This is a genomic window from Acinetobacter pengchengensis (genome assembly GCF_982235305.1).
On the sequence record NZ_CEVATJ010000001.1, the window covers coordinates 2,317,390 to 2,339,215 of the forward strand.

The 21,826-nt window shown below is 39.5% G+C and carries 14 protein-coding genes and 2 pseudogenes; 4 read left to right on the top strand and 12 right to left on the bottom strand.

Features of this window, described 5'->3' with window-relative positions; genetic code table 11:
- Positions 1 to 162: 162 nt before the first annotated feature.
- Genes AC0T5Z_RS11200 through AC0T5Z_RS11210 form a run of 3 tightly spaced genes read right to left on the bottom strand, consistent with a single transcriptional unit; the run spans position 163 to position 3,074 of the window.
- On the bottom strand, positions 163 to 1,608 hold the full coding sequence (locus AC0T5Z_RS11200; RefSeq protein WP_435336862.1) for an NAD(P)(+) transhydrogenase (Re/Si-specific) subunit beta: 1,446 nt from the start codon (positions 1,606 to 1,608) through the stop codon (positions 163 to 165).
- Between the two features lie 3 nt (positions 1,609 to 1,611).
- Positions 1,612 to 1,935: a proton-translocating transhydrogenase family protein gene (locus AC0T5Z_RS11205; protein WP_168419150.1), complete on the bottom strand. Its 324-nt coding sequence runs from the start codon at positions 1,933 to 1,935 to the stop codon at positions 1,612 to 1,614.
- Positions 1,936 to 1,946: 11 nt separating this feature from the next.
- Complete coding sequence (locus AC0T5Z_RS11210; protein ID WP_435336863.1) at positions 1,947 to 3,074, bottom strand: Re/Si-specific NAD(P)(+) transhydrogenase subunit alpha; 1,128 nt, start codon at positions 3,072 to 3,074, stop codon at positions 1,947 to 1,949.
- 879 nt (positions 3,075 to 3,953) lie between these two features.
- Here AC0T5Z_RS11210 and AC0T5Z_RS11215 point away from each other — a divergent pair.
- Positions 3,954 to 4,877 (top strand): annotated as a pseudogene (locus AC0T5Z_RS11215) (DMT family transporter).
- Positions 4,878 to 4,972: 95 nt separating this feature from the next.
- Complete coding sequence (locus tag AC0T5Z_RS11220) at positions 4,973 to 6,163, top strand: MFS transporter (RefSeq protein ID WP_435336864.1); 1,191 nt, start codon at positions 4,973 to 4,975, stop codon at positions 6,161 to 6,163.
- 28 nt (positions 6,164 to 6,191) lie between these two features.
- On the opposite strand, the gene AC0T5Z_RS11225 is transcribed toward AC0T5Z_RS11220, so the two are convergent.
- Positions 6,192 to 6,836, bottom strand: coding sequence for a hypothetical protein (locus AC0T5Z_RS11225; protein WP_435336865.1), 645 nt, complete (start codon positions 6,834 to 6,836; stop codon positions 6,192 to 6,194).
- Positions 6,837 to 7,069: 233 nt separating this feature from the next.
- Here AC0T5Z_RS11225 and dusA point away from each other — a divergent pair, with 233 nt between their 5' ends.
- Positions 7,070 to 8,092: a tRNA dihydrouridine(20/20a) synthase DusA gene (gene dusA, locus AC0T5Z_RS11230; RefSeq protein WP_435336866.1), complete on the top strand. Its 1,023-nt coding sequence runs from the start codon at positions 7,070 to 7,072 to the stop codon at positions 8,090 to 8,092.
- Positions 8,093 to 8,155: 63 nt separating this feature from the next.
- Here dusA and AC0T5Z_RS11235 read toward each other — a convergent pair whose 3' ends face one another.
- The 5 genes from AC0T5Z_RS11235 to AC0T5Z_RS11255 all read right to left on the bottom strand — a co-directional run bounded on the left by AC0T5Z_RS11235 (position 8,156) and on the right by AC0T5Z_RS11255 (position 13,369).
- Positions 8,156 to 8,929 (bottom strand): tRNA threonylcarbamoyladenosine dehydratase, encoded by a 774-nt coding sequence (locus tag AC0T5Z_RS11235; RefSeq protein WP_435336867.1) that lies wholly within the window; start codon positions 8,927 to 8,929, stop codon positions 8,156 to 8,158.
- A gap of 68 nt (positions 8,930 to 8,997) precedes the next feature.
- On the bottom strand, positions 8,998 to 9,822 hold the full coding sequence (locus tag AC0T5Z_RS11240; protein WP_435336868.1) for a TatD family hydrolase: 825 nt from the start codon (positions 9,820 to 9,822) through the stop codon (positions 8,998 to 9,000).
- A gap of 1 nt (position 9,823) precedes the next feature.
- The gene (locus AC0T5Z_RS11245; protein WP_435336869.1) at positions 9,824 to 10,825 is read right to left on the bottom strand and encodes an RsiV family protein; all 1,002 of its coding nucleotides are present in this window, start codon (positions 10,823 to 10,825) and stop codon (positions 9,824 to 9,826) included.
- A 49-nt stretch (positions 10,826 to 10,874) separates the two neighbouring features.
- Positions 10,875 to 11,690, bottom strand: a complete 816-nt coding sequence (locus AC0T5Z_RS11250; RefSeq protein WP_435336870.1) for a hypothetical protein — start codon at positions 11,688 to 11,690, stop codon at positions 10,875 to 10,877.
- An 89-nt stretch (positions 11,691 to 11,779) separates the two neighbouring features.
- A complete protein-coding gene (locus AC0T5Z_RS11255; RefSeq protein WP_435336871.1) occupies positions 11,780 to 13,369 on the bottom strand; it encodes a peptide chain release factor 3 in 1,590 nt (529 codons plus the stop codon).
- A 157-nt stretch (positions 13,370 to 13,526) separates the two neighbouring features.
- On the opposite strand from AC0T5Z_RS11255, the pseudogene AC0T5Z_RS11260 reads away from it, so the two are divergent.
- A pseudogene (locus AC0T5Z_RS11260) lies at positions 13,527 to 13,655 on the top strand (IS5/IS1182 family transposase); the annotation flags it as partial.
- 110 nt (positions 13,656 to 13,765) lie between these two features.
- On the opposite strand, the gene brxL reads toward AC0T5Z_RS11260, so the two are convergent.
- From brxL to pglX, 3 genes are read right to left on the bottom strand one after another with little or no spacing between them, the layout of a single operon-like run.
- Entirely contained in the window at positions 13,766 to 15,817 is a 2,052-nt protein-coding gene (brxL, locus tag AC0T5Z_RS11265; RefSeq protein ID WP_435336872.1) for a protease Lon-related BREX system protein BrxL, read from the bottom strand.
- 53 nt (positions 15,818 to 15,870) lie between these two features.
- The gene (locus tag AC0T5Z_RS11270; RefSeq protein WP_435336873.1) at positions 15,871 to 18,129 is read right to left on the bottom strand and encodes a PglZ domain-containing protein; all 2,259 of its coding nucleotides are present in this window, start codon (positions 18,127 to 18,129) and stop codon (positions 15,871 to 15,873) included.
- A gap of 11 nt (positions 18,130 to 18,140) precedes the next feature.
- Positions 18,141 to 21,824 (bottom strand): BREX-1 system adenine-specific DNA-methyltransferase PglX, encoded by a 3,684-nt coding sequence (gene pglX, locus AC0T5Z_RS11275; protein ID WP_435336874.1) that lies wholly within the window; start codon positions 21,822 to 21,824, stop codon positions 18,141 to 18,143.
- Positions 21,825 to 21,826 lie beyond the last annotated feature (2 nt).

A 21,826-nucleotide genomic window follows, 5' to 3' on the forward strand; every position in this document is an offset into this window, starting at 1 on the left:
AAAATAAAATCCGAACCTGTTTAATAGTTATTTATTTGCACGAATTCCGGCTCTCATCAAACATACCCAAAAGATGAGCTACATAAGTGAAAATATTTCAGGCATAAAAAAATCCCCCTTTGAATAAAGAGGGATTTTTTTAGAATCGAATGATTGAGAGAATTAGTGACCTGTACCATTAATGGCTTTAGTCATATCTTCCACCACTTTCTTGGCATCACCAAAGATCATCATGGTCTTGTCGTTATAGAACAAGTCATTGTCTAGACCGGCATAACCTGTTGCCATAGAGCGCTTGATGACCATAATGGTACGTGCTTTATGCGCTTCAAGAATTGGCATACCGTAAATTGGCGAGTTTGGATCATCTTTTGCCGCAGGGTTAACTACGTCATTCGCACCAATCACCAACACCACATCTGTAGCAGGGAAATCTGAGTTGATTTCGTCCATTTCCAAGATATCTTCATACGGTACATCAGCTTCTGCAAGCAATACGTTCATGTGACCTGGCATACGACCTGCCACTGGGTGAATCGCAAAGCGAACTGTTACACCTTGCTCTTTCAACAAGTTTGCCAATTCTTTTACAGCATTCTGAGCACGACCTTGTGCCATACCATAACCAGGTATAATCACCACGCTGTCTGCATTTGACATCAAGAAGCCAGCATCATCAGCAGAACCAGAACGGTAGTTACGTTGTACTTGCTCACCAGCGCCAGCAGTCGGTGCTGCTGCACCACCCATCGCACCACCAAACAATACGTTGATGATTGAACGATTCATCGCTTTACACATAATGTACGACAGAATCGCACCCGATGAACCTACAAGTGAACCCGCAACAATCAGCATGTTGTTTTCAAGTGTGAAACCAATCCCTGCTGCAGCCCAACCTGAGAATGAGTTGAGAAGTGATACCACCACTGGCATATCACCACCACCTACAGGTGCAATCCATACCCAACCAAATGCAAGTGCAAGACCAGTCATTGCCCAGAATGATGTCATGTTTCCAGTCAAGAAGAAGTGGATACCAAAACCTAACATGGCAATGAAAATCAATGCTTGAACAGGTTTAACCCATGCACCTGAAATGGTTTTTGCCCATTTCTTTGCAGCCAGTTTGCCGTACGCAAATACAGATGCTGTAAAGGTAATTGCACCCACGAAACAACCCACAAACAATTCAAATAAATGAACTTTGCTCATTTCATGGAAATTAATACCATTTGCAGCCAATAGGTCTGGACCTAATTCCACCAACTTGTTGTTGTGAATAATTGCCGCAATGGCAATTAAAACTGCTGCCAAACCCACCAAAGAGTGCATCAGTGCAACTGTTTCAGGCATTTGAGTCATAGGAACAGTACGTGCGCGGGCAATACCAACGATTGCACCTAGAACCATAGCACCTACGATCATCCAAACCACTGGATTATCGGCTACAAAGAATGTGGTCAATACGGCAATTGCCATGGCGATCATGCCGTAGCGGTTACCTGCAATTGCTGTTTTTGGACCAGACAAACCACGAAGCGTTAAGATAAAAAGTACAGCCCCGATTAAATAGAACCAGTCTGCATATTCACGAATAAATTCCATGCATTAGCCCTCTTTTTTCTTTGCTTTTGGTTTGAACATTTCCAGCATACGTGCCGTTACTGCGAAACCACCAAAAATATTGATACTTGCCAAGAACACAGCAATAGCACCCAGTACACTCACCACGTTAATGGTTTGAAAATCGACACTACCTTCTACACCAACCATTGGTAAGCCAACAGTTTGAATCATCGCACCCACGATAATGATCGAAGACAGCGCATTGGTTACCGCCATAAGTGGCGTATGCAATGCAGGCGTTACGCCCCAAACCACGTAGTAACCTACGAAAATGGCAAGGACAAAAATCGTAATTGTTTCAACCATGAGAGTTCTCCTTAACCACGCTTTAACAGCACTTGACCGTTATGAGTGACTAGCAACGCTTTCTGAATTTCTTCTTCAGGATTCAATGCGAAGTTCTTGTCGTTATCAAATAATGTTTCAACAAAATTCAACACATTACGCGCATATAGTGCAGATGCTTCTGTAGATACAGTCGATGGAATGTTTGGAATACCCAAAATTTTCACACCATTGGCAGTCACAACAGTTTCACCGCATTGTGAACCTTCGACATTACCACCCGTCTCAACCGCCATATCTAAAATCACAGAACCTGGCTTCATTTTTGCCACGGTTTCTGCTTTGATTAAACGCGGTGCATCACGACCTGGCAATAACGCAGTGGTGATCACGATGTCCGCATTAGAAACTGCTTTATCGACAATCACAGCTTGGTCTTTAATGTATTGTTCACCAGGCATCCAGCCATAACCATTTTTGGCAGCATCGGCAGCTTTTTGTTTTTCTTCTTCAGACATTGGTACATCTAGCCACTTACCACCTAAAGATTCCACCTGATCTTTTGCCGTTGGACGCAAGTCAGTTGCTTCGACTACAGCACCTAAACGCTTCGCTGTTGCAATCGCTTGCAAACCAGCAACACCCACACCCATAATCACAACACGCGCAGGTTTTACAGTACCCGCTGCCGTCATTAACATTGGGAACATGCGTTGATATTCTGCGGCAGCCAACAACACAGATTTATAACCTGCCAAGTTGGCTTGTGATGACAACACGTCCATATTTTGCGCACGCGACAAGGTACGTGGCAAAAGCTCTAAAGCAAATGCAGATACCTGAGCGGCAGCAAATTGGTCTAATTCAGTATTACGGTAAGGATCGAACATCGCTACCACAGTGCTGTTCGGTGCAAGTTTTTGAATTTCCTCACCCTTTGGGGCACGAACTTTCAAAATCATTTGGCTACCACGATAAGCATCATCTGTCATGGTCGCACCTACTTGTTCATAAGCGCTGTCGATATAAGCGGCTTTTACGCCTGCACCACGTTCAATGACTACGCTATGACCCGCGCTAATCAACTTCTTTACTGTTTCTGGCGTCGCAGCGACACGATTTTCACCGACAACAGTTTCGGTTGGAATTCCGATCTGCATGAGCGTTCCTCAAGCTGGTTTTTCTTAAGTCAACATCGTGGATAACGATGCTTTCCCCTCAGGATAAGTTTTGTTGAATTTTTGGATTCTAATGCAACAATTTTAAATTACCACCCAATATTTATTAAATAAATACCGATATTTTGAACTGATAATTCATAAAAATATTGTTGCGAGATATAATTGATAGGTTTTGCTTCTTGAATATAAGTCTAATTATTCAGCAAAACTCCGATTTGAAGTGTCTAAAAGAAAAAAAGCGATGCTTTGAGCTTGCAGTTGACCACATTTAAATGAATTAAGCATTGATCATTCTGACACGCATTTCACTTAAATGGGAAAATCCGACTTAACGCTAAAAGATTGCATATCTATACATTTAAGCGCTAAAAGCAAAAACTTAAACACCAAATTGACTTTTTTGACAATTTTTACACCGCACAACAAGGATCAATTTAGAAGTGTTTTGTGCATCTGAAAACCTTAGAAAAACCTACCTTTGCCTAATCATTAAAATCTAAAAGTGGCAACAGCAAAACTTTTAAACCCTCTGTAAATTTATTCAGTGCATGTCTAAGTTGACCACTATTATTTTTTTAATTTTATTTAAACATCATTTTGTCTGATGATGGATTTTGTCTGTTTTGCAATATTTCCACCCAATTTGCACCATTATCGCGCACAATTGATTTATTCCACTTTTCACAAAATTTATGCCATCTCAAGCAGACCATTTGCATAAAATCAGCTATGCTTGCTCAAACACGGCACACAGTTTTATCCATGCAGTCGCATCTGTCTTATCTATCATACAACTTGCATTTGTGTGCGCGGCATGTATCACTTTTCTTGCATCCACCTTGCTCGACAGCATTTTTCATGATTAGACTTAACGCCACACAATCGGGCTCAATCTTTGCTTTATTTGCTGCCTTTTTGTTTAGCACCAAAGCCATTTTTATTAAACAGGCTTATGCGCTTTCCACGCTGGTCGATGCAACTGTACTCATGGCTTTACGCATGGCAAGTGCCCTGCCTTTCTTCTTGCTGATTTGTTGGCTCAATCGCCATCACAGTCGCAACATATCTACACGCAATTGGGTGCTGCTGATTTTTGCAGGTTTGATGGGCTATTATTTTTCCAGCTGGTTGGATTTTTTAGGTCTGATGTTCATTAGTGCCTCATTAGAACGCATTATTCTGTTTTTATACCCAACCCTCACCGTTCTGGCGTCGAGTGTGATGTATCGGTAGAAACTTAGCTGGCTGAGTCTGTTTGCAATTGCTCTGAGTTATGGCGGAACAGTGATTGTGATGTTACAGGAACAGTGCAATACTCCGCACGACACGTATTTTTGGTTGGGCAGCAGTTTGGTGTTTGCCAGTGCGGTGTGTTTTGCAGGTTATTTATTGCTGACCAAAAGCTTGATTCAGCATTTTGGTTCATGGAATTTTACAGGTCTGGCGTTAAGTATTGCCTGCATTGGTACACTTACGCATTACAGTTTGGTCACACCCAATCCACTGGGACTGATACAACAACTGCCTTTAGAAGTGCTGGGCTATGGCATAGCTTTAGGGATATTTGTCACAGTCTTGCCCACCTTACTCATGGCGCACAGTATCGCCCGTTTAGGTGCGGCACAATCGGCCATGATTGCTTCAATTGGACCGATCTTGACGATTTTCTTGGCCAAAGCATTTTTAGGTGAACACGTAAATGGCATACAATGGATCGGCTGCATTCTTAATATTGTAGGCGTGATGATCATCACCTTGTCCAAAAACAAATTTACTCATTAAGCTAAAGACGACATCGTGCCGTGTATTTAAGTTGAATTTTGAATTCAGTCTTTAAGCTGCTGCAATCCCGTTTTATCATTGACCTTAGGATAATTATGAACACTGCGCCCGACATCAGCCAAGATAAAACCCTGCTCTGGTTGATGGCGATTGCCTGTGGTTTATGCGCGGGTGCGAATTATTATTGCCAACCGCTGATTTACTCGATTCATCAATCTTTCCAGATCCCACAATCTCAAGTGGCATTGACGGTGACTTTTGCACAAATATCTTATGCAATAGGTCTATTGTTCATTGTGCCCTTGGGCGATATTGTCAATAAAACCAAATTCATCCCCTTATTGATGTTTTTAGCCTCGATAGGCTTATTTTTATGTGCTTTTTCCCGTAATTTAAGCATGTTATGGATTGGCACGATGATTACAGGGCTGTTTTCAGTTGCGGCACAAGTCTTAATTCCCTTTGCCACCATGACCGTAAAACCTGAAAAAATGGGTGAAGTGGTCGGTTTATTGATGAGTGGTTTATTGGTCGGTATTTTACTTTCAACCAGTTTGGCAGGTTTGCTGTCTAATTTATTCCATTGGAAAGTGATTTACTTGATTAGCGGCGTGCTAATGCTGTGCATTGCCGCAGTACTCAAAGCGCGCTTACCGTTTATCTCAACCAGCAAACTCAGCTATTTGGCCGTGTTTCAGTCTATGGGCAAACTCATTTTAGAAGAACGTCGTTTGGTCTACCGCGCTTTACTCGGTGCGTTTGCTTTTGCTGCAATGAGCGTGTTGTTTTCTACCATTGCAGTACTACTCAAATCCAGTTTTGGCCTAGCCGACTTTATGGTGGGCATTGTGGCAATGGTGGGAGTATTCGGTGCTCTTTCGACCAAACACGTGGGAAAAATTGCAGATCGTGGCTATGTTACAGCGCTGACGTGGGGTGGTTTGGCTTTATTAGCAATCAGCTGGCTCTTTCTATACTACGGACAATTTAGCTTATGGAGTTATATTCTTGGTTTTGGCTTAATTAACTTTGGGCTTGCCACCGTACATAGTAGTAACCAGAACGTGATTTTCCGTTTACGCCCCGATGCCAAATCGCGGATTAACTCAATTTATATGACCAGTTATTTTACTGGCGGTGCCTGCGGCTCTGCCTTGGGGATCTATGCTTGGCAACACGGTGGATGGTTATGGAGTTGCTTAGTTGGTTTGTGTTTTGTTGCAGCCGCAATAAGCTTTGCCCTGCTCGACTGGCAACATCAACGTCAAAACACCAGCATGCTTTGAAAGCGGCTATTACAATCAAGCAAGTCGCTTAAGACATTTGCATCGCAGGATAAAATGGCTGACTCAATTCCACATTTTCTAAATTTTCCAATAAAATTTGGATAAAACACGGCATCAACGCACAAAGTAAAGTATTGGCATGGCTAAGTTGTTTGCGGTTGATTGCACTATTATAAGTTGCTCCACCTTGTAAAAGTTGCTGCTTTAACGCCAATAAACGCTTAAATAAACATGCCAAAATTGTGGCTGAATCATGGATGTGCAATGCCTGCATAATCTGCTGTTTTTCTGCTTCATAATCTGCACGCCATTCAGCTTCAGTGTTTTTTTGATTACACCAATCCCAAAAACTTTGATACAAATAAGGGTTGGTCAGCAATACCTCTAAACTTTGTGGATATTTGTCCCAAATGATTCTCGCCATGCGCTGATCGACATCTTTTTGATACATACACTGCACAAATTGCTGCAGGGTCTGTTGTGTATGCTCTGCCGTCTGACCTTGCGCATACAAAGCACTTAATGCCACCCATGCTGTCATAAATTGCATATCAATATCATTATGAAACTCAGTGGCTTTTTTCCACCAACTTAAACTGCGCTGCATGCGTAAATTAAATGCCGCTGAAAATTCATTTTTCTTAGTTCGATAAATTTCTTCTAATACCAGCATTTTATTCCCCCTCTTATGCTGCATTATCGTTATCTTTTCAACATACTAAAAAACGGTTACGCATACAAATACTGAGCAGTTCGGTTTTAACGTCTACAGTAGTTGCGCTGCTTTGTTCATGGCTATAAATGCAAAGTTGATGCCAATGTAGTGAGTTGGGGATACTGTCGATTTTCACTTAAACCCCGTATAATGCGCGGTCTTGTGCTTTTGTTTTTCAATTCAGGTGGGTTATGACACGTGCCATCCAAACTTTACAACCTCGCATTTCGGTTGCCCCGATGATGGATTGGACTACCAAGGACTATCGTTTTTTTGCACGTTTATTTAACCCCAATATCATTCTGTATACTGAAATGGTAACCACTGGCGCAATTTTATTTGGTGATGCCAAGCGCCATTTGGATTACAGCAAGGAAGAACATCCAATTGTGTTGCAGCTTGGTGGTTCAAATCCGAAAGACCTTGTGACCTGCAGTAAAATGGCACAAGACTGGGGTTATGATGAAATCAACCTGAACGTTGGCTGCCCAAGTGATCGAGTACAAAACAATAAAATTGGCGCATGTTTAATGGCAGAACCAGACTTGGTGGCAGAGTGTATTGCCGCCATGCGTCAAGCGGTTGATATTCCTGTGACCGTAAAACATCGGATCGGGATTGACGACATGCACTCTTATGCAGAGATGCTGCATTTTGTGGATACCGTGGCTCAAACAGGTTGCAATAACTTTATCGTGCATGCCCGAATTGCCTTATTACAAGGTTTATCCCCTAAAGAAAACCGCGAAGTACCACCGCTGCGTTATGAGGATGTGTATCGTTTAAAACATGACCGTCCTGAATTGTTGATTGAAATTAATGGTGGCATTAAAACGCTTGCCGAAACCCAACAACATCTCAAGCATGTCGATGGGGTGATGATTGGTCGTGAAGCCTATCACAACCCTTATTTACTGGCAGAGCTTGGACAATTATGGGGATTAGAATTGCCTGACCGTTTTGAAATTATGCAGCGCATGTTGCCGTATATTGAACAACGCTTACAACAAGGCGCACCACTTTCTGTCATCACCCGCCATATTTTAGGTTTATTCCAAAACCTGCCTGGGGCACGTAAATGGCGTCAGGCTTTAAGTGGTGGCAATGCAAAAACCTTTGCAGATGTAGAACAAGCACTGGTGAACATTCAAGCAGCAATGCAGCGTACAGAAGACTATTTAAAAGAGCAACAGCTACAACGACCTACTGAATAAAGTCATTGGCGATGTGCAAAAATCAAAGATTTTTTTATAAGCCATGCCTCGCATGGCTTTAATTTATGTATTTTTAGCCTGCAAGGCATCTAACTTTTTCAACACTTCTGCCACAGCGACCATCGCAAAACTGGACGTGACCACCACCGCCGAACCATAGCCGCCACAGCGCAAGCCTGCGCTAGGGCACACATCGGCACTGGAAAATGGATTGTCGATGGAATACACACAGGTAATCCCAAACTTTTCTTTTGGTTTTTTACAAATACCTTTGCTGCGTAATTGGGCGCGCAATTTGGCCAACATTGGGTCTTGTTCGGTTTTAGATAAATCTGCCACTCGAATTTTCAACGGATCAAGTTTGCCACCTGCACCACCCGAAACAATCAACGGAATCTTGTTAAAACGGCAATGCAGCATCAACGCTAGTTTAGCTTTTACATCATCAATGCAATCTAAAATCAAATCAGGTGCAGTCGCCAATAAGACTTTGACGTTGTCTGGACTGAGGTAGTCATCGACCAAATTAATTTTGATACGTGGATTAATAGAACGACAACGCTCTGCCATGACATTAATTTTTTCACGCCCCAAGGTCGAACTCATGGCAGGCAATTGACGGTTAATGTTGGATGCTGCGACCACATCCATATCCACCAATGTCAGCTTACCGATACCTGTACGTGCCAACGCCTCAACTGCCCAAGAGCCGACACCGCCAATTCCAATCACCATGACATGACTTTGGGCATAATGCTGAAAAGCACTGTCGCCATAAATTTTGGCCACACCTGCAAAACGGCGTTCATATTCATCATCTTGAAGAAGGTCTGTCATGCTGCAATCAAATCTAATTTCAAAGTGTGGCCATTTTACTGCGTTTCGCAGACTTCGTGTTATTTCATCTAAGGTTTAGGCAAGTCTAATACTTGAACACTATTCTGCCAAAGCTGTGCGGCTAAAGTCTTCGGTACAATTTCCAAACAATCCGCCAAACCTTCAAGGACATAAATCAGGTTTGCAGGGGTATTTCGGGTGCGTGATTGAGTATCTGTCTGACAGCATAAAGGCGTCATATCGGGGCAGTCGGTTTCTAAAACCAAATGTTCAGCACCAATTTGCTGCACGACGCGACGTAGTTTTTTGGCATTAGGATTGCTAATCTGCCCTGTCACACCAATTTTAAAACCTAATTTGATCAGTGCTTTGGCTTCTTCCACCCCACCACTAAATGCATGTGCGATACCACCAAACTGAAACTGTTGCTGTTTGAGTATTTTTAAGGTTTCAGCATGGGCTTTACGAATATGTAGCAGCACAGGTTTTTGTCGATGCTGTGCAATTTCCAATTGCGTAGCAAAAAAATCTTGCTGCTTTTGAAACGCTTCAGGCTGTTTATGTTCGGCCAAAAAAGTATCTAAGCCAATTTCACCCACCGCGACACAATGCTGTTGTTGCAAAAATTGTTCTAAATCTTGTAGATGTTGATTTTGGTGCTGCTCGATATAAAAAGGATGCAAGCCTGGCGCAAGATGACTTTGTGGCACCTGCTCAAGTTGATTTAAAAACTGTTGTGTGGCAATTAAATCTTGAAAACGTGATTGCACAAAGCCAATCAGCACCAAATGTTCAACACCCGCTGCCTTTGCCGCATACGCCAATTGCTCCCGATCTGAGTCAAAATCAGGTACATCAAAATGGGTATGCGTATCAAACAGCGCAATGCTCATATTAAGATTTCGCTTTGGTTGTTGCGTTTGCAGCACTTGCTTCGGTAGATTTTGCGGTTGCTTCAGAGGCTGCTTCTGTTACAGGTAAATACGCAGCTTTTAAAATCCCCTGCAGTTCTGCATAAGGAATGGTTAAGCGCGGTAAACCCGCGACATAAGGGCCAATTTCATATTCTGCATATTGCAAAATTAAACCTTGTTGACCCAAGTAGTAATTTTCTGACAGCTTAAATTTCCACGCTTGTTCATATTCTTGCACATTGGTGGAAAGTTCAGATGCGATCACCCATTGTTTAAACGCTTCGTAAGCTTTACGTTCCAATTGTGGACGCTGCTTATCTAATAAAATGTCATTTAACAACACTAATTTTTTCTTTTCTAAATCAAAATTATAGTATTGCTGTGCCGATGACCCATGTGCTCCGCCCAAATAACTGCTGCTATTCAATACCACGGTTGCCAAAGGCTGATCTGCATTTAAAATTTTAGGCTTAATCATCAAACTGATTTTATGATTTGAACTTAAAGCTTTCAGTTCCTGATCAAGCGCCAAAAAGCTTTGCACATAAGGCAAGGTTTGTTTTTCTAATTTTTGCGCCAAAGTTTCAACTTGTGCAATGGCTGCTGCAGTGGGGTTGCTGGTAGGTGCATCTGCAGCAGTGGCTGCATTCTCAATTGCAGCAGCTTCAGAAACCGCCTGCTGTGGCGCAATTTCTAAAATTTGTGCCAATTCTTGAATAATTTTCTGATCAATAAATTGGTCGATAAAGGCCTGATTGCTATTCAAACGCTCAATTGAGATTTCAGGGCAGTTTTTCCCATCACATTTAGGCAACGACAAATTCAGTTTTTCAGTATCTCCGACCAGCTTTAGGCTTTGCTGTTCCGTCTGTGTCTGCTCTGGCTCGACGGCTTCAGGTTCAGTTTTCTTTGGCTGACATGCAGTGATCCCTAAAGTTGTAATTAAAATACTGATCGCCAAAATACTTTTATTTTTCAACATGGATTCAACCTTGATTTCATCAATTTTTGCTTATCATCAAACTCATCTACTAAAACATAGATGGGTAGATCTCTGCTTTTAAAACTTGTTGTGTTTGTGCTTTGCTTAGGTAAATGTCTAACTGCGTGCCATCTTTGACAATTTCATGGGTGCGATAATGCAATCCTAAACCCTGATCATCAAAAAACCAATCTGCCTGCCCCCAATACAGTTTGGGAGGTGCTGATTTTTGCACGTCACTGCTTTGTGTTTTGAGCCAATCCTGATAGGCCTGCTGTACAAAAGTATTCATACGGGTTTGTTGTTTGGCATCAATCACGTCTAAAACAGACAAGGCTTTTTGCTGCTTCCGATCTGCGACAAAGAAATAATAGCGTTCTTTGACCTGTGTGCCTTCCTGTTTGCTATCTACCCCGACTTGCAACAAGACATATTGATTGCGTTGATATGCCATACGGGTGTACATCGCTAATTCATAAGCTTTATTTTGATCTAATTGCGCCTGCCAAGCATCGGATTTTTTCACATAGGCATCTACAGCTTGCTGCAAATTCATGTTTTGTTTTAAGCCAATTTGATCTTGAATCACCATAGCCTGATTTTTAGCAATCCAACTGTTGAGCCATGCATCTTGGGTATTTAAAGTTTGTACTTCTAATTCAATGCAGTTTTTATTTTCACAAAAAGGCAAGGCAATATCTGCCGCCTGTGGTTTGATATTTAAATAAGGTAAAACTTCAGCCTGATCTTTCTGTAAAATAGAGGTTTGCTCATCTGTATTTTTATTTTGTTGAGATGAGTCACAGGCACTGAGTAAGATCGCTCCACTCAACATTACTCCCAGATAGACTGTTTTTTGCAGCATGACATCCCCAATGTATTTATCTAAAAATAATCACCAGCCATAATAAAACAGCTTCGTGATGAAGCTGTTTTATTTTTAAAAGCTTGAACTTAGTGCTCACGCGTATTTCTAAACTCAATATCAGGATAACGCTCTTGCATTAACTGTAAATTCACGCGGCTAGGTGCGAGATAAGTTAAGTGTCCACCACCATCGACAGACAATTGGTCGTGGGCTTTTTTCTTAAACTCGTTAAATTTTTTCTCATCGGCACAAGACACCCAACGCACAGTATTGATGCTGACTGGCTCATACATACAATCGACCTTATATTCTTCTTTCAGGCGATAGGCAACTACTTCAAACTGCAGCACACCAACAGCACCCACGATTAAATCATTGCTGTTTTGTGGCATAAAGACTTGCGTTGCACCTTCTTCTGAAAGCTCTTTAAGACCTTTTTGCAGCTGTTTTGACTTCAATGGGTCTTTCAAACGCACACGACGGAACATTTCAGGTGCGAAGTGAGGAATACCTGTAAATTGTAGCTTCTCACCCGAAGTGAATGTATCGCCAATTTGAATAGTACCGTGGTTATGCAAACCAATGATATCGCCTGGCCAAGCTTCTTCTAAATGCTGGCGGTCACCTGCCAAGAAGGTTAAAGCATCACTAATACGCACATCTTTATCTATGCGTACATGTTTCATTTTCATGCCTTTTTCATACTTACCCGAACAAATTCGCATGAATGCAATACGGTCACGGTGTTTCGGATCCATATTGGCCTGAATCTTAAATACAAAACCACTAAAGCCTTCTTCATCAGCTTCTACAATACGTTCTTGAGTTGGATGTGCTTTTGGGGGCGGCGCATAGTCACTAAAAGCATTCAATACATGATCTACACCGAAGTTACCCAAGGCTGTACCAAATAATACAGGGGTTTGACGACCTGCCAAGAATTCTTCTCGATCTAATGGCTCATTCGCCATTTGTACCAATTCAAGTGACTCTTCAAATGCTGCCCATGCCAATTCACCGACTTTTTCACGTAAGTCTGCATGGTTATAGCCATCACGCACTTCAATCTCAGTAATGACTGAACCGAAACCGGCTTTATACACGTAGAATTTTTCTTCGATTAAATTAAATACACCTGCGAAATCACGGCCAGTACCGAGTGGCCAAGTAATCGGCACACATTTAATTTTTAGAACGTTTTCAATTTCATCAAGAAGTTCGAGCGGCTCACGGATTTCACGGTCCATTTTGTTGACAAATGAGATGATCGGGGTATCGCGCATCCGACACACGTCCATCAGTTTAATAGTACGGTCTTCGACACCTTTTGCTCCGTCAATCACCATCAGTGCAGAGTCCACCGCAGTTAAAGTCCGATAAGTATCTTCTGAGAAATCTTCATGCCCTGGGGTGTCAAGCAAGTTGATCATTTTGTCTTTATATGGGAATTGCATCACCGAGGTGGTAATGGAAATTCCACGCTCTTTTTCCATTTCCATCCAGTCAGATGTAGCACCACGGTCAGACTTACGGCTTTTTACCATCCCTGCAACCTGAATAGCCTGTCCCCATAACAGCAGTTTTTCTGTCATGGTGGTTTTACCAGCATCGGGGTGGGAAATAATAGCAAAAGTCCTGCGAGCCGCGACTTCTCTAGCTAATTGATCTTTAAACATAAGGGAAATCTTCAATATGTACACAGTTTTGTACACACCTACAAATGTGTACCAAGCCAGTGAAGTGATAACTTAAAATTGGCGCAATTGTAGCAGATTTAAGCTTGCTATATTCAAGTCTTGGTTATTGAAGAAACTACATCTTATTACTGACGGCATCAAATTATTAGGAGAGAAACTCAACGCAAGGAACTATCAAAGTCAAGTCAATGAAATCCACACACGTGTGGCAGTTCTGAATCGGTTTACGGAATTAGGCCGACCTCATACCCAAGTTGTCACTTGAGTTCTGTTCAGATAAGCAGGTGCTGTCTTTTAAATCTTTGTGCAACAAAGCCATTTAAAAATGTGAAAGCTTGCCACACTTATAGCTATAACATTTTTCTACTATTCAAATTAATCTAATAAAATGGCCTTTTGCATTAGCATTTGATTATTTTGATAAAATGGTACATCTGTATTACCTAATACCGTTGCAGGAATATTAGTTAATTCATTTAAATTATCCATAGGTACTACAACAGACTTAGCCCCATTTTCTGACAACATAGTAATTTTGTCCGCAAAATTAATAGCTCTTTCTATAGCCCCTCCTACAGAAATATTCCCTAAAACTGCAAGTCCAGCTTTGAGATTTTTCTTGTAAAGCGCTGAAACAATTGCAATATAAACAGCAGAACCTATACCAGAAGAGATCGATGCTCCTAATAAATTAGATACCTGAATAGTAATATCGTAATTTTTTAAGGAGTGCTGCTCACTTAAGATAGTTTTTTCATTTGCTTTAATATATTGATAGGTATTTTTTATATTTTCTTTAACTGTAGTGTTATTTACCCCTGTAATGTTTAGCTTACCTGAGCCTGATACCGCAATGGTCTCAACTCTGACTAGTGCAACATTTTCCCCATCACTAGTGCTGGTATAGCAAACACCAGGTGGTAAAGGAGTATTCTCAATTAAATGTGAACCTTTCTCTTCAGGCAAGCCAACAAAGTGCTCTTCTTGGGTGTCTTTATCAATATAAGAAAAGTTTGTATCCCAGAATTCCATACCACCAATACGCTTAAGCTGCTCTTTTACCCTACGACGCATTTCAAGAGCAATTTCCAAATATTCCCGAACATCTTCCTTAGTATATTCACCATCTGGATGCATTAACTTAATGAAGCCAGAAACAGTCTTCTTAACTGGCTTTGTATCACGCTGTTTTAAGTGAGATCCTAATGAAAAGAAACTTTCTATAGCATCCGTATAGGTTACCCGACGGAAAGACTTTAATGTCTCTGAAAAGTAATCAGTACTAAAACCGAAATGATTTGTAAAATGCTTTGGAGCAAATTTTATCATTTCCCAACCCGGTAAATAGAAATGAATACGATCTAGAAATGCAGTGTCATTGTTCACTTCATTTGATAATGGACTGAATAAGTGCGATGTTTGCAAGACAGCTTCAACAGGCTGATTAATGTTACCGTTAAAAATAATAGATGCGACACCTGTAATTTCACCACCAGAACCAGCTCTTGAGAAGGATCCTGACTCCATATAGTCCTTCATTAAAGGTACAGCATCACGATCTTTAAAAATTTTATCTGTTGCTTCATCAAAACAAATCGCATCCCATTGCCCAACTGCTCCGACTTTACCAGATGAACCATGAACAAAAAGTTTAGCAACTGTCCCCTGTCCACCTGAAATTAGCACCGCATACGGTGTAAGCTCTTTGAAAACGAATGATTTACCTGTAGAGCGTGGACCTAGTTCAATAAAGTTAAAATTACTTTCTACCATTGGCAGCAGTCTGGAAAGTAGTAACATTTTTATTCGATCAGTTACACCTTCAGCGCTCGGTTCATAACCACAACTTCTAAGTAAAATATCCATCCATTCGCTTTTTGTAAACTCTTTACGTTTATGCAGAATTTTACTGTTGTCAAAAGAAGAGAGTTGTATTGGTCTAATGTTAGTAATCACAAATGGGAAAATATTTTGCCCAATGCGAATATCTGGATCATATTCCACATCTATAATGGCCCAAATCCCCCCCATCAACATTTTTTCATGTTCTTTAACTAAATCATCTCGGATATTTCCATTAGTAATATTACTATTTTGTAATTTAGCCCAATAAATATCCTTCTTTGAATCTAACTCGACTGAAATTTTGTCAATAACTTTATAACGACCTTTTTCTCGAATTTTAGAATGAATCAGTGCACTTTCTTCTGGGTTAACATAATGTTCGCTAAGAATCTTTTTGACATTATCCATACCCACTTTAATTTTTTCTTCATCATCAGTCGAGCAAGAATTAGCAATTAAATACTCCAAGACAAAAACTGGTACATTGGCGCCAACTTTCACCATTCGCACTAAGTCTTTTTTAACCACATAACCTCTAAAATGCTCTAGAAGCTTATGGTCTAATTCATTTAATACAGTCATCACAATTCCTTACTCGAAGTCTTTCAGCATTGTCTCAATTATTAACAATACTTTTAAAATAACCCATCCAAATCTCGATCGTTATTCTTCTTGATCATTACTCGATCAAGTAGTTGCTTAGTAAGAGCATCAACTAACTGTACTTCAATTTCCTTATAGCCATCAAATGTATATTCTTTTATTACTTCGCTATCGCAGTGCATCGATATAACATCACTCTTGTTGATTTGGCACTTATTAGCAAAAAACAGCAGAAGTACTTTGCGATCTTGAGTAAAGAGATTACCTTCACCTTTATCTCCCTTCAGCTTAATTTGGTATAGTTCCCCAGCAACACTAGTCAGATCAGATTTATTGCTGATTGAAATAGACAACTCACCCATTCCCTCATTTTCTAGCTCCCAACAAAAATAAGGAGTCACTAATTCTTGAGGGGCTAATCCTCCATGTGCAAAACCATAAGTACCTGCGGTTTTGAATGGGTTCATATTTCGAGCAAAATACAAATAGTTATAATCCTTATAACTCTTTTTCACTTCTATAAGTTGCACACTTAGACCATCTTGCTTCTCACTAGTCCAAATGAATCGCTCATCGATATAATTATTTCCTAAAGGTTTCACCACAATTTTGTCAGATTCACTTAATAATCCAGTTAATACGAAACCATGGTCAGTTATTAAATATACTTTGGCGTAACCAATATTAAGCAACTGATTAATCTTCTGAGCAAAAAAATCAATAGATTCAGGAAAATACTTCAATGCTTTATGATTAAGCTTATCTCCCATGTCATCTATATCTTTATAGGTACAAATAAGAATTTGACCAACAAGTGGCTCATCATTCACCTCATCCAACCGAATATAATCAATTGTTTTTTCTATATTTTGCGTTGAGAGATATTTTTCACGTTTACTTTGAACAGCCTCTACCACGCCATTTGCCATGTAAATATGGCTCATATTGTTTTCTGTTTCTGATGGGTAGTCGGCAAGAATTGACTGGCGCGTTAATTTGATATGACCATTCACCTTTTTAGCTATTTGTTCAGCTATCTCATATGCTACTCCATCCCCGACAATAACAGCGATTTTTTTATTATTGGCATCGATGATGTGCTGTAATATTCCAGTTTGTTCTTCTTGATAATGATCAAAAAATTTGAACCATTTATCCAAGAATAAAGTTACATATTCTTTATAAAGCTCTTGGAAGGGTTCAAGTACATCACGATGTTGTAACAATTCAGTATACAGATTGCGTATAGCTGTATCTAATGGGCAGAAATGCTTTTTATAGAATTCAACACACTCATCAAAGCTGCTTAAATACGCCATGTCTTTCGGATCAAATTCCAGTAGCGTTATAATATCTCCCCAAAAAACTATTCCAACAGCCTGTGCTTGCTTACTCTGATGGCGTTGTTTTAATCGTGCTATAAGTTGCGAAATTTCCCCTTGGTTGATCATCTTATTTGCCAGTTTAATACCAAGCTGTTTTAACCAAGAACTATCCACTTGTTTAAAAGGATGGTCAGGGTTAACCTTCCAGATATCAATATCTGAATCTATTGAATATTTAGATAGATAAGGTCCAAATGAATCACGATAACTTATCGAATCTAACCAATTGGTGTAAATTGAAAAAAGGGTCTTATTACAATTATTAGTAATTAATCCATTCAATATTGTAGTTACAACCTCACTAGCCAAGGTAGTAGCTGGCTTATCAATATATTCCTGACCTAATAGTTCATTGACTTTGCGATAGAAGGTTTCACGTAATTGAGCGTCATACTTTTCTGTTGAATAGCCTTGAGGGTCATGTAAAAAAGGCAATAATTCTTTACCTAAATCAAAGATTTCAGAGGCACCTTTATGACTTAAATCCATCCAGTAAGTGCGGTCTTTTCCCACACTAACCTTTGCCGCAGCAATCAACTCATCCTTTGGCAAATTGATATTTAAATTTAAGGCTTGATGAACCTTGTCCTTGATATAGTTCTGTAAATAACGGATCTCAATACAACCGTGAGTTTCACAATACTCTCGTATAAAGGTCAAATTATCTTTGGTTAATTGGGTATAAACTAAAAACTTCTGACCAGAAGCTGGATTTTCTTGAATCAGTTTTTCAATGCGATATTTTGCTTCAAGCTCTTCCAGATCGCTATTGGTACGGTAAATAGTACAATCACTTTTGAAACTCTTTAATAAAAAATCTGCTTCTCCACTTTCATCAATAAATACTGCAACTGGATGTTGAGCTAGGATTTTTTTTAAATCTTCTTTAAACCATGTATCAATCATTATTCAGCACCTTACCAGTCTGCATTCAGATATTTTTTCAGCTGACCATCATTAAGCACTTCATAAGGCAGCATTTTCTTTTTCTGAAGAGGTGCTATATTTTTCCCAACACCATCATCAAGAATCGGGTTATAGCCTTCAGACAAAAGCTCATCAATTTTCTTTTTAAAGGATTCGATTTCCTTTAATTGTTTAAAGATGCGTTCTTTCTCATTCTGGGAATCAGCACTATCATTACCAGCAATATCACTTTGTCTGTTCTGCAAAGCACGCTCACGGTTTTCAATATAAACCGAACGTAGCCGCATTAAGTTATCACGACTCCACTTGTAGATAATGATATAGCAATCAAAACCTTGTTCTGGACCACTGCTGATATGCCAAATGAATGGTGTTGCTGGTAATTGCTTAAACAGTTTTAAGTGATCAGACAACTCAGCAAAGAAATATTTGTTTAAATATTCATAAATTGGTCGACCAAGAACTGAGTCAAAACTAGAGTACTGAGCAGTGCTGAATCCCTTTTCGATAAACTTTTCTTCAATGCGGTCGAGTAATACCTTTTCACCTGCGTTAGGCACCAATGGAATAATACCGTCCTCATCTTGCATAAGAATTTCACGAATCATGTCTGTCAAAAATTCCATTGCTAACGTTTGCATACGTTGCGTTGGAATCACATTACTTTGTTTAAACCAGTACCAAACATTAATCGGATTAACTTCATGACGGATACAGAATTCCTCAAAAGTATTGTTACCCTGATATAATACAGAGAAACCACTCTCAATTTTTTCACGCTCATCCGTAGTAAATTCTTTAGTTAAAATTGACTCAATATACTCATGGATAGCATTTAATGAAAACTCTTTGGTTGCTTCAACTTCAGCTAAATAAGCATCCCTGGCTTCAAGTGAAACAGGCAAGCTACCAATGCATTCACCTTCTTTAGCCAATACCATAGCTTTATCATGTTCAGTTAAGTCATAAACTTCAAAGATTTTTTCATTAATAATAGCCTCATTGATTAAGACTTGAGTTAAGAGATGATTTTCATAATTGAAAAAATTGCGAGACCTAAAATCCTTAAACTGAAGTAATGGATTATTATTAAACTCCAACTCATATAAGGAATAACTGTTTAATTTCTTTTTTATATTTATATTCTTTTGAACAAGATAACTTACCTTTTTCTGTTCACTCTCTACACAGTTAACTATAGGAATTCTCTTAAGATCGCCAACTTGAGTATTTACTGTTGGATTTAGGCAATCAGTGATATAGAAACACAATTTGCTATTTAAAAACCCTAAGAGATAATCTAAATGAATATTGGCATTATCTTTAATAAAAATCGATGAGCCGCCAACATCAAATACATTATTATCACCGAGGTATCGGAAGGATACTCCTTTTGATCCAGATGCAGAGTATGTAATTCCCTCTTTAAAGTAAAAGCTGCTATTTCGCATAATAGATTTTGGGGAATTGCTAACTTCAGCGCCATTATTGGACCAATTCAATTTCAGCCAATTATTTCCATACCATTTATTAAATGCTCCCCCTTTAGCGTAGCCAACCCATTTTAATCTGTCTTGACTATAACACTCGGAAAGATCATTCTTTTTGACTTCCCACCAAAATCTTAAAAATCTTTCATTCCCTCCAGAATTTATACCAACTGTTGCATTTGCAATATCTTCAAGACAACTTAGACCAAACTTCTCTCGAAATTCATCAGAAATCCAATAAATAAAAGGCCAAGATTTGATTATTTTGAGCTTTTTTTGCGGTATTGTAAAAACATGTTCATCTATTAAACCAGACACATAGTTTTCATAAATTTTTCTGAATATAGTTGGTTTATTAGTATGGTTTTTATATTTTTTTAGATCAAAGTAAGTGCCGTAGGCTTCTGTATCAACTTTTTGTAAAATATACATAGCCGCATCAACTTGAACATCAGAGTTAGCAAAGACCCCCCCCAACCCCAGTTCAACCAACAAATTAACATTTGTTTTGGTTAAGATAAATTCTCGAACATCTTCAAACGTCTTAATATACATAAACGTAAGTGGATGGAGCATTGCAATAAAACCAGCATCACATGTGAAATCATAACAACGCTTGATAAATGCAGCATATAAGTTAATATTAAATTTATAAGATTTTTTATAATTATCTTCAATAAATTCTTTCAATTCCGGACCAAAATCCGCACTATCGGTATAAGGTGGATTAGCCATAGCCACATCATATTTCATAGTTAAGAGTTCAAGAAATGTGATAGCATCCCTAGTTTTGCTAGATAAGAAAGTGTTGGTACTAGTACGAGCATACTGCTCCACTGCCATGGTTAAGTTTTTAAAGAAGTTCGTAGCAAAGTCTTTATGCTCAGATAAATCAGCTGCTGCAAACAAATCATCTCCAGCTCGTTCTTTTATAGCATGTAATTGTTTGTTAATTTGCTCATCAATATGTACTAAAGAGCCAAACTTATAAGCATACTGCAAGTCACCCCAAATTTTCTCAATCAGCTCTTGCTGGTTACGTTCTATTCCACTTCCTTGCTCGAAGATATGACGAACTTCACTGTATTCAGGCAAATAAAAATCTGAAGAGACAACTCTAAAGTTCAGCTCACCAATATTTCGACGTTTTTTCTTAGCTTTAATAAACAAACCTAGTTGTGCCAACTGAATGGCTCGATCATCTAAATCAATACCGTGCAGGTTGTTTTCGATAATGAGCTTGGCTATATCCTTTTCTTCATATTCAGCACCATAATTTTCAATCTGGTCCAGATAGAGCTCGTAATAAAAATCAAAGGCATAAAGCAAAAAGTTTCCAGAACCACAAGCTGGGTCAATCGTGCGTACTTCATGTAATGGTTTAGGTGTCCGCATTTGCGTTATAGGTGTGTTAGCAATTTTAAAACGCTGCTTGATCTCGGATTGCGGGTACATCTCCAGATACATCTTACCCAGTGAATTTTCCACCAAAAACTTTACTACCCAACGCGGTGTATACACTTGTGATTGCAAAGAGACCTTGTTGTATTCCGTTTTTGCTTTGCTATCTTTATGAGCCTGCTTTTTCTTATTGTTATAACTTTCGTACATCCAGCCAAGCACATCATCACTCAGCCATATTTCTGAACCGACTTGAACATCTTTCTCAACTGCATTAAAAGCATCGATGATATCGTTAAGACTGATGGCATCTGGTAGCAAAGCGTAGGGATATGTTTTGCTATATAGAGGTAAGGTTTGACCCAACTCATTAAAGGCTGTTTTCAAATAATCACGTATGCCTTCAAGCTCCTCATCGCGCATGTGTGGGTTCATTTCCAGCCATGCTTTGTGGCCAAAAGAGCGATCTCCATGCTCGATCTGTTTAGTCAGAATAGGAGGAAAAAGACTTGCTGCTTCCATAACTTTAATAGCAGCCAGACGGTTAAACAACGTAAAAGTTAACTCATCCAGTAGTTTTTCACGGGCCTGCTCGTAGTCACCAGTTTCACCGATATGGTTTTCGAGCATAGTAACAAAACGCTCTCGCTTGCTCTTTACTTCTTCTGGTAACTTCTCGGCATTTATTTTTTTATTTTTGCCAAAACCAAGTCTTGCAAACTGCTTTTCAAAGGCCGCTTCAATCAGCTCTCTCAAATGATCTACATGGTCAGCTAATTTCATTT

Bases quoted from the DNA above. Each gene is read 5' to 3' on its own strand.
- brxL (WP_435336872.1), bottom strand. From the start codon at position 15,817: ATGACTGTATTAAATGAATTAGACCATAAGCTTCTAGAGCATTTTAGA.
- pglX (WP_435336874.1), bottom strand. From the start codon at position 21,824: ATGAAATTAGCTGACCATGTAGATCATTTGAGAGAGCTGATTGAAGCG.
- AC0T5Z_RS11240 (WP_435336868.1), bottom strand. From the start codon at position 9,822: ATGAGCATTGCGCTGTTTGATACGCATACCCATTTTGATGTACCTGAT.
- dusA (WP_435336866.1), top strand. From the start codon at position 7,070: ATGACACGTGCCATCCAAACTTTACAACCTCGCATTTCGGTTGCCCCG.
- AC0T5Z_RS11200 (WP_435336862.1), bottom strand. From the start codon at position 1,608: ATGGAATTTATTCGTGAATATGCAGACTGGTTCTATTTAATCGGGGCT.
- AC0T5Z_RS11210 (WP_435336863.1), bottom strand. From the start codon at position 3,074: ATGCAGATCGGAATTCCAACCGAAACTGTTGTCGGTGAAAATCGTGTC.
- AC0T5Z_RS11245 (WP_435336869.1), bottom strand. From the start codon at position 10,825: ATGTTGAAAAATAAAAGTATTTTGGCGATCAGTATTTTAATTACAACT.
- AC0T5Z_RS11255 (WP_435336871.1), bottom strand. From the start codon at position 13,369: ATGTTTAAAGATCAATTAGCTAGAGAAGTCGCGGCTCGCAGGACTTTT.
- AC0T5Z_RS11225 (WP_435336865.1), bottom strand. From the start codon at position 6,836: ATGCTGGTATTAGAAGAAATTTATCGAACTAAGAAAAATGAATTTTCA.
- AC0T5Z_RS11250 (WP_435336870.1), bottom strand. From the start codon at position 11,690: ATGCTGCAAAAAACAGTCTATCTGGGAGTAATGTTGAGTGGAGCGATC.
- AC0T5Z_RS11235 (WP_435336867.1), bottom strand. From the start codon at position 8,929: ATGACAGACCTTCTTCAAGATGATGAATATGAACGCCGTTTTGCAGGT.
- AC0T5Z_RS11205 (WP_168419150.1), bottom strand. From the start codon at position 1,935: ATGGTTGAAACAATTACGATTTTTGTCCTTGCCATTTTCGTAGGTTAC.
- AC0T5Z_RS11220 (WP_435336864.1), top strand. From the start codon at position 4,973: ATGAACACTGCGCCCGACATCAGCCAAGATAAAACCCTGCTCTGGTTG.
- AC0T5Z_RS11270 (WP_435336873.1), bottom strand. From the start codon at position 18,129: ATGATTGATACATGGTTTAAAGAAGATTTAAAAAAAATCCTAGCTCAA.